The following is a 14,881-nucleotide window of genomic DNA, read 5'->3' on the forward strand; positions in this document are numbered from 1 at the left end:
GCCAAGCGGCGCCGCGACCGGCGTCGGGACATGGGCAACAGACGAGGTCAGGCTTTGAAAGCACCGCTTCTCTATTCGTCCGACATCGAGACGATCGCCGAGGATGAAGAGCGCCTGACGGCCGAGATCGTCGAGCAGATGGCGGCCGGGAACCGCTGCGCTTTCGAGCATCACCGCCATGCGATCCGCGACGCGCATGCCAAGTCCCATGCTGTCCTGAGGGGCACGTTGACGGTTCACGACGATCTGGCGCCGGAACTGCGGCAGGGCATCTTCGGACACCCATGCACCTACGGCGTGGTCGCACGGCTGTCCTCGGCGCCCAGCGACATTCATTCGGACGCGATCCCTGCGCCGCGAGGATTCGCGATCAAGGTAATCGGCGTCGAAGGAGAGCGGTTGTCGCCCGATATCGGGGGCGCCAACCAGGATTTCCTGATGGTGAACTTTCCCGTCCTCGCCTTTGGCACCATCGCCAAATACAAGCTGATGCTGAGCCTTCTCGAGGCGAATGCGCATGCGCCCGACACCTTCCAGCGGCTGATCGCGGGCACTGCGCGGGGTGCCAAGAAGACAGTGGAGGCGTTGGGGATGACGCCCGGGGCGACGCTCGAGGGTTTGGCGCGCGACAACCATCATCCGCTCGGCGAGAGCTACCATACGCAAGGTGCTATCCGCTTCGGTGACCATGTCGCCAAGCTGGCTCTGTCCCCAGCTTCCGATAACGTCCGGGCCTTGACGGGACAGCCGGTGGGCAAGGCGGATTTCTCCACGATGCGGGATGTTATGGTGGAGCATTTCGCCGGCCAGGGCGCGGAATATGCCCTGTCGGCGCAGCTCTGCACCGATCTGGCGGAGATGCCGGTCGAGGATGCGGCGGTACGCTGGGACGAGAAGGTGTCGCCGCATCGCCCGATCGCGACGCTGCGGTTCGCAGCGCAGGACGCCTACGCCCCGGCACGCCAGGTGTATGGCGACGACGTCCTGTCTTTCAATCCATGGAACGGCGTAGAGGCGCACCGCCCACTCGGCCAGATCATGCGCATCCGCCGGGCGGCTTACGAACGCTCCACCAGCTACCGCCATCGGATGAACGCGCGCCCCCGGATCGAGCCTGACCGGCTCGATGACATTCCCGATTGAACAAGCAGGAGGTCGTGATGACCACAGACAACAAGGACCCGCGCCTCGCGGATGAGAGCAAGCTTCAGGAAATCCGTCGCCGGGTGGAGGAAGTCGCCGCCGATGCACCCCACCTCGCCAAGATCGCGCTCGAGGCGATGATCCGCAAACATAATCCGGACCTGAAGGGCGGCGCCCAGTCGGCGGGCCGCGCCGGCAAGCAATCCGGCAACGTGTCCGAACTCACCGCCATCGCGACGCTCAAGCCGGGCGGCGCAGAGCGCCTGCGGCGGATCTTCGATCTCACCGCCGGCAACATGGACGGGGCCCAGCGCGTCTCCACCCTGCACGACATGCGCTTCGTCTTTTTCGACGATGATACGCGCATCCTGTTCGCGACCGCCTACGACGGCGACTGGGATGCCTACATCAATGACTTTGCGACCAAGATCCCCGAGCTCATGGACCTTCTGTTCGCCAACGTCGAAGGCTGGCCGGGGATCGACAGCCCCAAGGTGAAGGATTTCATCGCCGACCACCAGATCGACGCTGCCGGCTGGTTCGTTGCCAATCCGCAGGTGACGGTGGTCGACGTACGCCGTTTCCAGCGAATGGAGAAGGCGCTCAACGCGTTCCTCGATGCAGAGGCCGCCAACATGGGCATCGACCCGACGACCAAGGCGGCGCTCGGCCAACTTACCGACGCCATCTCCAAGCCGGAAGGGGTGGATTACTGACATGAGCGTTCTGGCGAACCTGAAGGCGCGCTTCAGCCGGGAGCGGGTCAAGCTGCAGCTCGACGACATCCAGGCCCTGATCCTGCGATCGCGGCCCGAGCCCTATGTCGGCCTGCACGCGATGCTGCACGTCGATGAGGCGGAAGGCGGTCGCGATCTGGTCCGCCGGCTCGCGCCGCATATCCCCTCGGCCGACGATTGGACGGACGACATGGACTCCTGGACCGGCGTCGCGATCAGCCATGCCGGCCTGAAGGCGCTGGGCGTGCCAGAGGCATCGCTGAAGAGCTTTCCCCTGCCATTTCAACAGGGCATGGCGGCCCGAGCCGAGCAACTGCGCGACTTCGGCGAGAATGCACCCGACCGGTGGGAAGATGCCTTTCGGCCCGGCACCTGCCATATCGCGCTGACGATCTATGCCCGCGACGAAGCCGCGCTGGAAAAGGCGATCGAAGTCGCCATGACCGAGTTGGAAGCCTCGCATGGTGTCACGCTCGTCGGCACGCACAGCTTCGGGGCGGATGCCGATGCCAAGAACCCTTTCGGATTTCGCGACTCCATCTCGCAGCCGACAGTGGCGGGCGGCGGGGTGGACCCGCGGGGCGACGAGCGCGCGATCGCGGCGGGCGAGTTCATCCTGGGCGAAAACAGCGAGACCGGCGCGCCAGTCGCAATGCCCGAACCGGCCCCGCTCGGTCGCAACGGATCGTTCGTGGTCCTGCGCAAATATCAGAGCGCGGTTGGCGCCTTCAACGATTTCATCCGCGAAAACGCCGACAGCGAAGCCGACCAGGAGAAGCTGGCGGCCAAGATGTTCGGCCGCTGGCGCAGCGGCGCGCCGCTGATCCTGGCACCGGATCATGACGACGAGGCGCTGGGGGCGGATCGATCACGCAACAACGACTTTAATTTCGCGGAAGATCCCAAGGGACTGGTCTGTCCGCATTCAGCGCACATGCGCCGTCTGAACCCGCGCGACAGCCAGTTGACGATCCTGACCGACGTCAACATTCACCGCATCATCCGGCGCTCTTCCACCTTCGGCCCAAAGTGGACTCCGGACGTGACGGCGGCCGACGATGCGAAAGACGATCGCGGCATCTTCTTCATCTTCATCAGCGCGCGGGCGTACGATACGATCGAGTTCCTCCAGCAGGAATGGATCAACCGGGGCAACTTCATCGATCTTGGCACCGAAAAGGACCCGATCGTCGCGCTGCACGAGGAGCCCGGGACCTTCACCATTCCGCAGGAGCCGGCGCGAAAGCGCGTCAACGGCGTGACCACCTTCAACCGTCTGATGGGCGGCGAATATCTCTTCATGCCGTCGCTGACGGCGCTCCGGTGGATCGGTGAAGCAGGCTGGCACTGATCCGTCCAGCGGGCCTGAGGGGCGCTCGCAATACCGTTCGCATCGGCATGCCATCACCGTTTCGGCGGACGCGATCGACGAACTGGGCCACGTCAACAATGCTGTGTACCTGCAGTGGGTGCAGCAGGCGATAACCGCGTACTGGCGCGCGGTGGCGAGGAAGGAAGATGTCGACCGGCTTCGCTGGATCGTCGCTAGTCACGAGATCTTCTATCGAAAACCGGCCTATCACCGCGATAGTCTCATCGCGACGGTTCAGATTACCAAGCACACAGCGTCGCGAGCATGGTTCTCGACGCATATCGGCAGGGACGGCGAGACGGTCGCCGAGGTGCACTCGACGTTATGCTGTCTCGACGCGAGCTCGGGTCAACTCGTCCGCATCACTCCGGACCTTGCGCAGCCGTTCTGCCTGTAACACGCCGGGCCTATGAGGGGCGGTTAACCCTGGCGAGCAGCTTGGGTCGGATGGTGCGGCGCAGCCCGCGAGCAAGCTGCGCCACGGCCGATCATGCTCAGCCTCTGGGCATCGTCGGAACGGCTCGAGCGGTCGTCGCCGACGCTGACCGGGACCGATCAAAGCTCGGAGCGATGTAAGGAAGAGCCGCGATGGTCGGTGAAAAGAGAATGCCGAAAAGCCAACGCGGTCGGATAGGCCGGCCGAGTGCCGAAGAGGCGGCCAGTCTGGAAGACCGGATCCTGGCCGCCACTTGGGACTTGCTGCTCGCAAAGGGTGCCCGCGAACTCTCGGTCGAACGGATCGCACGTGCGGCTGCTGTCAGCAAGAAGACGATCTACACTCGCTTTCAAGGCCGCAGTGATCTCTTAATGCGCCTCCTGCGGCGCAAGCTGGAACTGGAAGAAAGCGGACTTCATGAGGACGTGGATGCGGAAGACTTTCGCGATGCATTCTGCAGCGTCGGGAGGCGTATCCTGGCCTTCTTGATCAGCGCGGAGCGTCAGGCGATCGCAGCGGTGCTGGCGGAACTACCGGACGCGCGGCATGATGCCTGGACCTCTACCTATGCTGTCGGTCTACGCGCAATTGATGCCTTGCTAGCACATCCGGGAGCCGCGATCGCGCTAGCGGATCTCGATCTTGCGACGTTCCGTCATGCTTTGTTGCAATGTCTGATCGGTCGGGCGGAGAACATGCTGCGTGCTCCTGAGTCAGATCAGCCTATGAGCGAGGATTGGATGAAGGCCTTGGCAAAGCTCTTCATACGGCATGATTCGTAACCGCGGTGGTGACTGCCATAGCCAATAGCCTTGGCAGGGTAGAACGGCCTCGCCGCATCGCTCGTCTCCATCTGACGAGCTAACCTGCAAGTGGCATGATTTCCGGGGAGCAGGTCAAGCACGTCAATGTCTGCGCCGCTGCCCCGGTAGCCGCTGCCAAGGTCAGCAGGCTGCCGGCCATGATAGACTTGAACATTGGTTGCTCCTTAGGATTAAAATCGTCCCGCTTGCGCGATTGACTCGGGAAGAAAGCTAAAGGGAACCACTCGGTTCCCTTTGGGCGATACACGTCCTGGGATTTTTTATGGATAGTGGGAGTTCGTCGGAGCATCGGGTCGATAGCGCGGACGGCTAGGAGGGGTTCGAGGTGGTGGCCGAGATGAGCACGTTGGCGAGCGGGCAGTCCCGACGGATTGGTCGGCCGAGCGTCGAGGAGGCTGCGGCTTTGGAGAGCCGCATCTTGGCAGCCGCTTGGGACTTGTTGCTGACCAAAGGATCACGCGAGCTATCGATCGAGCGGATCGCGCGTGCCGCGGAGGTCAGCAAGAAAACGATCTACACGCGCTTTCAGGACCGGAGCGACCTGCTCATGCGTCTGCTGGAGGAGAAGCTCGAAGCCGAGGAGAACGGCTTGTGTGAAGACGTGCAGATCGAGGAATTCGCCAGTGCCTTCCGCAGCGTGGGCGAACGCATCCTCGCGTTTCTGACCAGCCCGGAACGCGAGGCGATCGGTGTCGTGCTAACGGAGTTGCCGAAAGCGCGACATGACGCTTGGACGGCCACCTACGCCGTTGGGCTGCGAGCAATTGACGGGCTTCTCGACCATCCCAGCGCGGCCACAGCGCTGGGGCATCTGGACGCGACGACGTTTCGGCACGCCTTTCTTCAATGCCTGATCGGACATGCGGAGAACATGATTCGCGCGCCAAAGAACGAGGATGTTTCAACTGCCGAATGGATGACGGCGCTGTCAGAACTATTCATTCGTAATTGAAGTTGAGCAGCGTCAATCCGCGCTTTTAAGCCGACGCGCTGGGCAAGCTGGGTGCGCGGGTCGTGTTGAGTGGGAAGCCAACCGCCCCAGCTTTCCCACGCCCGCACCGCCCACGCTCATCTCTCTCCGGTCGTGCCCTTGATGCGGTCGAGCGCCTGCTTTTCGATGGACTTAAGCTCGATGAGCGTCTGTTCCAACGCGACGAACTGCGCCTCGAGGTCCGCCACGCGTTGATGGCAGCGATCGGCCAAGGCCTTCATCTGCTCGACGTGCTGCGGATCGGCTTCGTACAGGTCTAGGAATTCTTGGATATCGCGGAGCGAGAAGCCGAGGCGCTTTCCGCGAAGGATTAGCTGCATCCGGCCCGTCTCGCGCTTGGTGTAGATGCGCACTGTCCCGATCCTGCGGGGTTCTATTAGGCCGCGATCCTCGTAGAATCTGAGCGTCCGCGGCGTGATCCCCAGGAAGTCGGCCACCTCCTGGATTCCGCGCAGTTCCTCTTCACTGTCGCCCAATCTGCCCCTCCAGCGGCTTTCCCGCAGCCCTTTGCGCCTCTTCCTCGACCAACTCCTTTTTAGAGAGCTTTCCGATCAACGTCTTTGGCAGACTCTCTCGGATCTCGACCTCTCTGGGAAGCTCGATCTTGCTGAGCTTGTCACGCAGGAAGTCCCGAAGGGCAGCGCCCGTCACCTCTTCCCCGGGTTTGACGGTGACGAATGCCTTGGGGGACTGCCCCCGATAGGGGTCGGGCACGCCGATCGCGACCGCTTCGGCGACGGCGGGATGCTCGTAAAGGGCCTCCTCGATCATGCGAGGGTATACGTTGTAGCCGCCGCAGAGGATGATGTCCTTGATCCGGTCGACGATGAACAGGAAGCCCTCCTCGTCCAGATAGCCGATGTCCCCTGTCCGGAGAGCGCCCTCAAAAAGGACCTGCTGTGTATCCGTAGGCTTGTTCCAATAGCCGCTCATCACCTGCGGTCCTCGTGCGCAGATCTCCCCTGGTATGCCGATGTCGCGTAGGATCGAGGGCGCCTCCGGGTCCCTGATCTCGATCGTCGTGCCGGGGAAGGGGCGGCCGGCGGAGGCCGACTTGTCCGGGCCGTCTATCGGATTGCAGGTGACAATCGGCGATGCCTCGGACAGGCCATAGCCCTCGACCAGGCGCCCCCTTGTCTGACGCTCGAACGCCTCGCGTACCTCGGACGGAAGCGGTGCGCCTCCGGAAATACAGGCACGTATGTTGCCGAGATCGACCACTTGGCGGCCCGCAGCTTCGGCGATGGCATTGAAGATCGTCGGCACGGCGGGGAAGAAGGTCGGGCGTGTCCGGGCAATCGCCTTCAATGTCTGCTTGAGATCGTAGCGCGGCAGCAGGATCATCTTCGCCCCTACGCGGAGCGCGAAGCTGAGCACCGTAGTCAAGGCGAACACGTGAAACAGCGGCAGCACGCCCAGGACGCGTTCCTGCACCTCCTTCTCGCCGCCGACATGGACCACCATCGCATCGGCCTGGGCGACCAGGTTGGCGTGGCTGAGCATGGCGGCCTTGGGCCGACCGGTAGTTCCCCCGGTATACTGCAGCACCGCGACCGCGTCGGGCGAGACCGCGACCGGCATCGGCGCGCGGCCCCGGACCAGCAGACGTGCATAGGCGACATGGCCATCGCCACGGGGCGCTTCGGCGATGTCACGACGCCGGAGCAGCCGATAGGCGAGCGACTTACCGAAGGGCAGGGCGCTGGCGATCGGACATGTGATCACATGACGCAGTCCCACCTCGGCTGCGACGGCGGACACTCGGCGATGAACCTCGGGCAGGTCGCAGGTCGCGATGATCTCCGCACCAGAATCGACAAGAAGGTGGCGCAACTCCCGCTCGACGTAGAGTGGGTTCACGTTCACGACCACTCCGCCCGCTTTCAACGTTGCGAGGAACAGCACGGGATAATGCGGCGTGTTGGGTAGGGAGAGGGCCACCCGCGTGCCCGTCGTCACGCCCAGGGACTGCAACCCCGCCGTGGCGCGTTCCACGGACTCGGCGAGCGCCTGATACGACGTGGTCGCCCCCAAGAAGTCGATCGCGGTCCAGCCGCCGTGCTTCGCCACCGATTCTTCGAACATGGTGGTGACCATGCGGGGCCGTTCATCCGATGCGATGCCCTGCGCTCGTGCCGATACCATCTTCTTCCGCTCTCCCGACGATAGGGCTTCCAGGCTGCCGAACTCGGCGCCATGGCATATTGCTCTTGACGTATAGGTTAGTTATCGCACCTTTAGGTAAGGTCGCAAGACCGGAACTGTCGCGTTCGAGAGGATTTCCATGACCAGCGTCGTGATCGCGGGATACGCCCGCTCTCCCTTCCACCTTGCCGCCAAGGGCGATCTGGCCCGGGTCCGACCGGACGATCTGGCCGCGCAGGTAATTCGAGGCTTAATTGAAAAGACCGGCATCGACGCGGCGGAGATCGAGGACGTGATCCTCGGCTGCGCCTTTCCGGAAGGAGAGCAGGGGCTGAACGTGGCGCGCATGATCGGGCTGCTCGCGGACCTGCCGCTGTCGGTCGGGGGCATGACGGTGAACCGCTTGTGCGGCTCCTCGATGAGCGCGATCCACATCGCGGTAGGCCAAATCCAGATCGGCGCGGGTGACGCGTTCATCTGCGCCGGGCTCGAGTCGATGAGCCGCATTCCGATGGGCGGCTACAACCCGTTACCCAGCCCCGCGCTCGCGAAGCAGCGGCCCGGTGCGTACATGGGCATGGGCGAGACGGCCGAGAACGTTGCTCAGCAATATCAGATCACTCGCGCCGAGCAGGATGCCTTTGCGGTCAAGAGTCACCACAAGGCCGCCGCCGCGCGGGCCGCCGGCAAGCTCACGGACGAGATCGTCCCGATCACGACCAAGGCAGGCACCATCGGTGAGGACGGCATCATCCGGTCCGATTCGTCAGTGGAAGTCCTCGGTGGCCTGAAGCCGGCGTTCAGCCAGGACGGCACGGTGACGGCCGGCACCTCTTCCCCCCTGACCGACGGCGCGTCCGCCGTGCTGGTGACCTCCGAGGAGTTCGCGACGCGGCACGGCCTCAAGATTCTTGCCCGGATCAAGGCAGTGGGCCTGTCCGGTTGCGAGCCCGAGACGATGGGACTGGGGCCGATCGGCGCGTCGCGCAAGGCGCTGGAGCGCGCGGGACTGAACGTCGCCGACCTCGACGTGGTGGAGATCAACGAGGCGTTCGCCAGCCAGTCGATCGCCTGCATCCGCGACCTCGGCTTGAAGGAGGAGACGATCAACATCGACGGCGGCGCGATCGCGATCGGCCATCCGCTGGGTGCGACGGGCGCGCGGATCGTCGGCAAGGCGGCGGCGCTGCTGGCGCGCGAGGGTGGCCGCTATGCGCTCGCCACCCAATGCATCGGCGGCGGGCAAGGTATTGCCACGGTGTTGGAGCGCGCCTGACATGAGCGAGCCGATTCGAAAGGTGTGCGTCATCGGTGCGGGCGTGATGGGCGCCGGCATCGCGGCGCAGGTCGCCAACGCGGGCATTCCGGTGCTGCTGCTTGATGTCGCCGCGAAGGAAGGCGCCGATCGCGATGCGGTGGCGAAAGGCGCGGTTGCGAAAATGCTGAAGACCGACCCGGCGCCCTTCATGTCGAAGCGGGCGGCAAAGCTGGTCGAGACGGGCAACATCGACGATCATCTCGACCGCGTCGCCGAATGCGACTGGGTGGTCGAGGCGATCGTGGAACGGCTCGACATCAAGCAGGCACTGTACGCAAGGCTGGAACAGGTGAAGCGGCCCGGCACGGCGGTGTCGTCCAACACCTCCACCATCCCGCTCGGTCATCTGGTCGAGGGGCGCGGCGACCAGTTCCGGCGCGACTTCCTCATCACCCATTTCTTCAATCCCCCGCGCTACATGCGCCTGATCGAGATCGTGCGCGGGCCGGCCACCGACCCGGTGGTCGCCGACCGGGTCGAGCGCTTCGTCGATCGCTTCATGGGCAAGCGGGTCGTGCCCGCCAAGGATACGCCCGGCTTCATCGCCAACCGGATCGGCACCTACTGGCTGGCGGTGGCGATCAACGCCGCCATGGACCAGGGCCTCACCGTCGAGGAGGCCGACCAGATCGGTGGCCGGCCGATGGGCGTGCCGAAGACGGGCATCTTCGGGCTGATCGACCTCGTCGGCGTCGACCTGATGCCGCTCCTGTCGAAGAGCCTGTCCGCCACCCTGCCGCAGGGCGATCCGTATTTCGATACGGTGCGGCCGATGCCGCTGGTCGACCGGATGATCGCGGACGGGTTCACGGGGCGCAAGGGTAAGGGCGGCTTCTACGCCTTCGACAAGGCGACGCGGACGAAGAAGGCGGTGGACCTGTCGACGGGGGAATATCGCGCGAGCGTCAAGCCCGCGTCGCTGCCCCGCGCGGCGGAGAAGGATCTGGCCGCGTTGGTCGCCGCGCCCGGCAAGGTCGGCGCTTATGCGTGGGAGATCCTCGGCAAGGTTCTCGCCTATGCCGCCATGCTGGTCGGCGAGGCGGCCGACGACGTCGTCGCGATCGATGACGCGATGAAGCTCGGCTACAACTGGAAACAGGGGCCATTCGAGCTGATCGACCGGCTGGGGCCAAGCGCGCTGGCGCGGCGGCTGGCGGCGGAGGGCCGGACGGTGCCGCCGATCCTGGTGACCGCCGGGGATCGCCCTTTCTATCGGGTGGAGGGCGGCCGGCGCCAGTATCTCGCCGCCACGGGCGAGTATCGCGAGGTGGCCCGGCCCGAGGGCGTGTTGCTGCTGGAGGATGTGAAGCGGGGCGCCGAGCCGGTGATCCGCAATGGCTCCGCCGCGCTGTGGGACGTGGGCGACGGAGTCGCGTGCCTGGAATTCACGGCCAAGATGAATGCGCTGGACGAGGAGGTCGCCAAGCTGATCGGCCAGGCGATCCCGCTGGTCAAGGCGCGGTTCAAGGCGCTGGTGATCTATAACGAAGGCAGCAACTTCTCGGTCGGCGCCAATCTGGGCCTCGCCATGTTCGCGGTGAACATCGCCGCCTGGAGCGAGATCGACCGGCTGATCGCCGCCGGGCAGCAGGCGTACAAGGCGCTGAAATACGCGCCGTTCCCGGTCGTGGCCGCTCCCGCGGGCATGGCGCTGGGCGGGGGGTGCGAGATCCTGCTTCATGCCGACGCCATCCAGGCGCATGCCGAAAGCTATGTCGGGCTGGTCGAATGCGGCGTCGGGCTGATCCCCGGCTGGGGTGGCAACGGCGAGATGCTCGATCGTCTTGCCAGGTCGCCGGCCGTGCCGAATGGCCCGATGCCCGCCGTCGCGAAGGCGTTCGAGATGATCTCGACGGCGCAGGTGTCGAAATCGGCGGCCGAGGCGAAGGAGATGCTGTTCCTGCGCGCCTCGGACGGCATCACCATGAACCGTGACCGCCTGCTCGCCGATGCTAAGAACAAGGCGCTCTCGCTGGTCGAGGGATATTGCGCGCCCGACAAGCCGGTATTCCGCCTGCCGGGTGAAAGCGGGCGTGTCGGCATTGCCGGGGTCGTCGCCGATTTCCGCAAAAAAGGGGTGGCCACCCCCTATGACACCGTGGTCGCGGAGCGGCTGGCGACCGTACTGACCGGCGGCAACGCCGATCTGGTCGACACCGTCACCGAGGACCAGCTGCTGGTGCTGGAGCGCAACGCGTTCATGGCCAGCGTCAAGGACGCGCGCACCCAGGCACGGGTCGAGCACATGCTCGAAACCGGCAAGCCGCTGCGCAACTGATCGAAGAGGTAGCCGCCGATGCAAATCTATTCCGCGCCGCTCCGGGACATGCGCTTCGTCCTGCACGAGCTGTTCGCCGACGATCAGTTCGACGCGAGCGCCGCCTTCGCTGAGTTCACCCCCGACCTGTACGATGCCGTGCTGGAGGAAGCCGGTCGCATGGCGAAGGACGTCCTGTTGCCGCTGAACGCAAGCGGCGATCTGGAAGGATGCCGGCTCGAGAACGGCGTCGTGCGGACGCCCGCGGGTTTTCCCGAGGCGTATCGGCAGTTCCGCGACGGCGGCTGGGCGGCGCTCGCCTCCGCGCCCGAATGGGGTGGGCAGGGATTGCCCGAGACGCTGAACAAGCTGGTGGAGGAGATGATCTGCTCCGCCAACCTATCGTTCGGCCTGTACCCCGGCCTGACTCACGGCGCCACCACCGCGATCGAGGGACACGGATCGGAGGATCTGAAGCGGGCCTACCTGCCCAGGATGGTCAGCGGTGAATGGTCGGGGACCATGTGCCTGACCGAGCCCCATTGCGGCACCGACCTGGGCCTGCTCCGCACCCGCGCGGTGCCGCAGGACGACGGCAGCTATCGCGTGTCCGGGTCCAAGATCTTCATCTCGGCAGGAGACCACGACCTGACCGACAACGTGATTCACCTTGTCCTTGCGCGCTTGCCCGACGCCCCCGCGGGGGTGAAGGGTATCAGCCTGTTCCTGGTGCCCAAGTTCCTGCCCCGGGACGACGGCAGCTTCGGCCCGCATAACGGCGTGTCGGTCGCCGGCATTGAACACAAGATGGGGCTGAAGGCGTCGGCGACGTGCCAGATGCAGTTCGACGACGCAACCGGCTGGATCGTCGGCGAGCCGAACAAGGGGCTCGCCGCGATGTTCACCATGATGAACACCGAACGCGTCTCGGTCGGCATCCAGGGGCTCGGCGTCGGCGAGATCGCCTATCAGTCCGCTGTCGCCTACGCGCGCGAGCGGCAGCAGGGCCGCGCGCTGACCGGCCCCAAGCGCCCTGATCTGCCCGCCGATCCAATCATCGTCCACCCCGATGTGCGCCGGATGCTGATGACCATGCGCGTCTATGCCGAGGGGTGCCGCGCGGTAGGCCAGTGGACATCGCGGGCGCTGGACGCGGAGAAGCATGCGCCCGACCCGGAGCTGCGCGCCCGCGCGACCGATTTCATCGCGCTGATGACGCCCGTCGTGAAGGCGCTGTTCACCGATCTGGCGTCGGAGGCCGCGAACCTCTGCGTCCAGACCTATGGCGGCCACGGCTATATCCGCGAGCATGGCGTCGAGCAGTTCGTTCGCGACGCCCGCATCACCCAGATCTATGAAGGCACCAACGGCGTCCAGGCGCTGGACCTGGTCGGGCGCAAGATGCCCGCCAACATGGGTCGGGCGATGCGGCCTTTCTTCCACGCCGTGTCGAACCTGTGTGAGGAGATGGCGGGCAGCACGGACAAGACGCTCGCGGCGCAGACCGCAGCGCTGCACCAGGCGTTCGGCGCACTCCAACTCACCACCGCGACGATCGCTCGCAAGGCGATGAAGAATGCGGACGAGGCCGGGGCGGCGGCAACTGATTATCTGAAGATGCTGGGACTGGTCGCGATAGGCTACACCTTCCTTCGGGCCGCGCGGATCGCCACGGACCGGCTTGCCGAAGGAAGTGCCGACGCCGCCTTCTACCGAGCCAAGCTGGCGACCGCGGCCTTTTTCTTCGATCGCATCCTGCCGCAGGCGACGGGGAGTTTCCTGGTCATCAAGGCGGGCAGCAGATCGACCATGGCGCTCGCAGAGGAGCTGTTCTGACCAGCCCGCCGACGATCCAACGATAACAGAAACGGGTCGTACTCGCCCGGCCCAAAACAAGGAGAGAAGAAGGCCATGTCCATGATGTTGCTCGCCCTGGCGCTGATGGCCGGCAACCCTCCGGCGGAGACGGTGATCGGCCGCTGGCGGACAGAGACGCGCGGCGGGGTCGTGGACATCCAGCGGTGCGGCGCCTCCATCTGCGGGCGCTTGGTCAGTTCCGACAAGCTGCGCAGAGACCCGACGCTGAAGGATGGCAACAACCGCGACGCGGCACAGCGTGACCGTCCCTTGCGCGGGCTACTCATGCTGAGCGGCTTCTCACGTGACGGCGAGGTCTGGAGCGGCGGCCGGATCTACAATGCGGATGATGGAAAGACGTATGGCGCCAAGCTGACGCCGATCGGCCGCGATCAGCTCAAAGTGCGTGGCTGCGTGTTCGTGCCGTTGTGCAAGACGCAGACCTGGACCCGCATCCCCTGATACTCCCCCCGTTTTCCGTGCCTGTGAGAGTAGCATGACCCATTCTTTTCGCGCGGCCTTGGCCGCTACGGTCGTTGTTTATTCCCTTACCCTGTCGGCCCAGGCGCATGCCCAGGCATTCTATCTGCAGGAGCAATCCGCACGCGCAGCCGGTCGCGCCTTTTCCGGCGAGGTGGCGGATACGGGAGCGGCATCCTTGTGGTGGAACCCCGCGGCTATCGCTGACACAAACGAGCGGGAGGTGACGATCAGTGCCGCTGCGATCCTGCCCCGGGGCAGGGTCGTCGACCAGGGAACGCTGATCCGGCGACCCGGCCAGCCGTTCGCGCCAGTCGGCGGCGACGGAGTCTCGCGTAATCCGATCAACAACGGCGTGCTGCCATCAGGCGCGATCGCGCTGCCGCTGACCAACCGCATCGCCGTGGGTCTAGCGGTGACGTCGCCCTACAGCTTCACGACCGACTATGACGATGACAGCTGGGCGCGATATTCGGCAGACCGGACCAAACTCAGAACGATCGACATCCAGCCCTCGCTTGGCATCGCGCTGACCGACTGGCTGCGGGTCGGCGGGGCAGTCAACGTCGAGTACACCGACGCCAGCCTCAGCAACAAGCTGCCGAACCTGTCGGCCGCGCTGCACGACGGGGAACAGCGGCTCGCTGGCGACGGTTGGGATCTCGGCTGGACGGCGGGTGTACAGCTCCATCATCAGTGGGCGATCGTGGGCATCGCGTACAAGTCGGCCATCGAGCATCATCTGAAGGGCGAGCTGGAAACCTCCGGTCTTGCGGGTCCGCTCGCCGCTTCCAACCGAACCGTTTCCGATGCGCGTGCCTCCTTCTACACGCCCGCGCAGATCATCGTCGGCGGCCGCTTCCGCGCGTCCGATGCGCTGACGCTGAATACCCAGGTGGTCCGCTACACCTGGAGCAAGTTTGACGCGATCCGGCTCGGCGCGCCCATCAACACGGCCATCCCGGAGAATTATCGCGACAGCTGGAGCCTGGCGGGCGGTGTGGATTATGCCGTGTCCCCGGCCGTGACGCTGCGCGCGGGCGTGCAGCATGCCATCACTCCCACGCGAAACGGCGATCGCGACGCGCGCGTGCCGGATTCCGACCGGTGGAATTACGGCGCCGGCGCGACGTTCAAGCTCACATCGGGCCTGTCGATCGACGCCGCCGCGAACTATGTCGACTTCAAGGATGCGACCATCGACCGGATCACCGCAGCCTATGCGGGCACGGCGGTGCAGACGCCGATCGTGACCGACGGCTCGCTGAAGGATGCCCACGCGGTGGTCCTGTCCCTTGGCGCTCGGCTGACGTTCTGAGGA

Annotated in this window: 13 protein-coding genes; 11 read left to right on the forward strand and 2 right to left on the reverse strand. The window is 65.0% G+C overall.

Going from position 1 to position 14,881, the window contains the following annotated elements:
* Nucleotides 1-54: 54 nt before the first annotated feature.
* The 6 genes from HRV97_RS14535 (at nucleotide 55) to HRV97_RS14560 (ending at nucleotide 5,464) form a co-directional block, all read left to right on the forward strand.
* A complete protein-coding gene (locus HRV97_RS14535; RefSeq protein ID WP_246248767.1) occupies nucleotides 55-1,143 on the forward strand; it encodes a catalase family protein in 1,089 nt (362 codons plus the stop codon).
* 17 nt (nucleotides 1,144-1,160) lie between these two features.
* Complete coding sequence (locus tag HRV97_RS14540; protein WP_174195003.1) at nucleotides 1,161-1,859, forward strand: hypothetical protein; 699 nt, start codon at nucleotides 1,161-1,163, stop codon at nucleotides 1,857-1,859.
* A 1-nt stretch (nucleotide 1,860) separates the two neighbouring features.
* Nucleotides 1,861-3,231, forward strand: a complete 1,371-nt coding sequence (locus tag HRV97_RS14545; protein ID WP_174195004.1) for a Dyp-type peroxidase — start codon at nucleotides 1,861-1,863, stop codon at nucleotides 3,229-3,231.
* Nucleotides 3,212-3,649: an acyl-CoA thioesterase gene (locus tag HRV97_RS14550; RefSeq protein ID WP_056433095.1), complete on the forward strand. Its 438-nt coding sequence runs from the start codon at nucleotides 3,212-3,214 to the stop codon at nucleotides 3,647-3,649. Before HRV97_RS14545 ends, HRV97_RS14550 begins: the two co-directional genes overlap by 20 nt.
* A 191-nt stretch (nucleotides 3,650-3,840) precedes the next feature.
* Nucleotides 3,841-4,470 (forward strand): TetR/AcrR family transcriptional regulator, encoded by a 630-nt coding sequence (locus HRV97_RS14555; protein ID WP_066776240.1) that lies wholly within the window; start codon nucleotides 3,841-3,843, stop codon nucleotides 4,468-4,470.
* 367 nt (nucleotides 4,471-4,837) lie between these two features.
* Nucleotides 4,838-5,464 carry a TetR/AcrR family transcriptional regulator gene (locus HRV97_RS14560; protein WP_082745959.1) on the forward strand — a complete coding sequence of 209 codons (627 nt, stop codon included), beginning with the start codon at nucleotides 4,838-4,840 and terminating at the stop codon, nucleotides 5,462-5,464.
* 116 nt (nucleotides 5,465-5,580) lie between these two features.
* On the opposite strand, the gene HRV97_RS14565 is transcribed toward HRV97_RS14560, so the two are convergent.
* Nucleotides 5,581-5,979, reverse strand: coding sequence for a MerR family transcriptional regulator (locus tag HRV97_RS14565; protein WP_066776244.1), 399 nt, complete (start codon nucleotides 5,977-5,979; stop codon nucleotides 5,581-5,583).
* Nucleotides 5,966-7,600 (reverse strand): long-chain-fatty-acid--CoA ligase, encoded by a 1,635-nt coding sequence (locus HRV97_RS14570; RefSeq protein ID WP_246248768.1) that lies wholly within the window; start codon nucleotides 7,598-7,600, stop codon nucleotides 5,966-5,968. Before HRV97_RS14570 ends, HRV97_RS14565 begins: the two co-directional genes overlap by 14 nt.
* A 187-nt stretch (nucleotides 7,601-7,787) precedes the next feature.
* On the opposite strand from HRV97_RS14570, the gene HRV97_RS14575 reads away from it, so the two are divergent.
* From HRV97_RS14575 to HRV97_RS14595, 5 genes are all read left to right on the forward strand, one after another.
* Nucleotides 7,788-8,924 (forward strand): thiolase family protein, encoded by a 1,137-nt coding sequence (locus HRV97_RS14575; RefSeq protein ID WP_174195005.1) that lies wholly within the window; start codon nucleotides 7,788-7,790, stop codon nucleotides 8,922-8,924.
* 1 nt (nucleotide 8,925) lies between these two features.
* Entirely contained in the window at nucleotides 8,926-11,244 is a 2,319-nt protein-coding gene (locus tag HRV97_RS14580) for a 3-hydroxyacyl-CoA dehydrogenase/enoyl-CoA hydratase family protein (RefSeq protein WP_066776251.1), read from the forward strand.
* A gap of 18 nt (nucleotides 11,245-11,262) precedes the next feature.
* Nucleotides 11,263-13,059, forward strand: coding sequence for an acyl-CoA dehydrogenase C-terminal domain-containing protein (locus tag HRV97_RS14585; protein WP_066776252.1), 1,797 nt, complete (start codon nucleotides 11,263-11,265; stop codon nucleotides 13,057-13,059).
* Between the two features lie 75 nt (nucleotides 13,060-13,134).
* On the forward strand, nucleotides 13,135-13,542 hold the full coding sequence (locus tag HRV97_RS14590) for a DUF2147 domain-containing protein (protein WP_066776254.1): 408 nt from the start codon (nucleotides 13,135-13,137) through the stop codon (nucleotides 13,540-13,542).
* Nucleotides 13,543-13,576: 34 nt separating this feature from the next.
* The gene (locus HRV97_RS14595) at nucleotides 13,577-14,878 is read left to right on the forward strand and encodes an OmpP1/FadL family transporter (RefSeq protein ID WP_174195043.1); all 1,302 of its coding nucleotides are present in this window, start codon (nucleotides 13,577-13,579) and stop codon (nucleotides 14,876-14,878) included.
* The last annotated feature ends 3 nt before the right edge of the window (nucleotides 14,879-14,881 follow it).

It is taken from the genome of Sphingomonas hominis (genome assembly GCF_013328205.1).
Classification (GTDB): Bacteria; Pseudomonadota; Alphaproteobacteria; order Sphingomonadales; family Sphingomonadaceae; genus Sphingomonas; species Sphingomonas hominis.

Excerpts from the sequence above, each read along its gene's own strand:
- HRV97_RS14540 (WP_174195003.1), top strand. The coding sequence starts at position 1,161 with ATGACCACAGACAACAAGGACCCGCGCCTCGCGGATGAGAGCAAGCTT.
- HRV97_RS14545 (WP_174195004.1), top strand. The coding sequence starts at position 1,861 with ATGAGCGTTCTGGCGAACCTGAAGGCGCGCTTCAGCCGGGAGCGGGTC.
- HRV97_RS14555 (WP_066776240.1), top strand. The coding sequence starts at position 3,841 with ATGGTCGGTGAAAAGAGAATGCCGAAAAGCCAACGCGGTCGGATAGGC.
- HRV97_RS14570 (WP_246248768.1), bottom strand. The coding sequence starts at position 7,600 with ATGGTCACCACCATGTTCGAAGAATCGGTGGCGAAGCACGGCGGCTGG.
- HRV97_RS14575 (WP_174195005.1), top strand. The coding sequence starts at position 7,788 with ATGACCAGCGTCGTGATCGCGGGATACGCCCGCTCTCCCTTCCACCTT.
- HRV97_RS14580 (WP_066776251.1), top strand. The coding sequence starts at position 8,926 with ATGAGCGAGCCGATTCGAAAGGTGTGCGTCATCGGTGCGGGCGTGATG.
- HRV97_RS14585 (WP_066776252.1), top strand. The coding sequence starts at position 11,263 with ATGCAAATCTATTCCGCGCCGCTCCGGGACATGCGCTTCGTCCTGCAC.
- HRV97_RS14590 (WP_066776254.1), top strand. The coding sequence starts at position 13,135 with ATGTCCATGATGTTGCTCGCCCTGGCGCTGATGGCCGGCAACCCTCCG.
- HRV97_RS14595 (WP_174195043.1), top strand. The coding sequence starts at position 13,577 with ATGACCCATTCTTTTCGCGCGGCCTTGGCCGCTACGGTCGTTGTTTAT.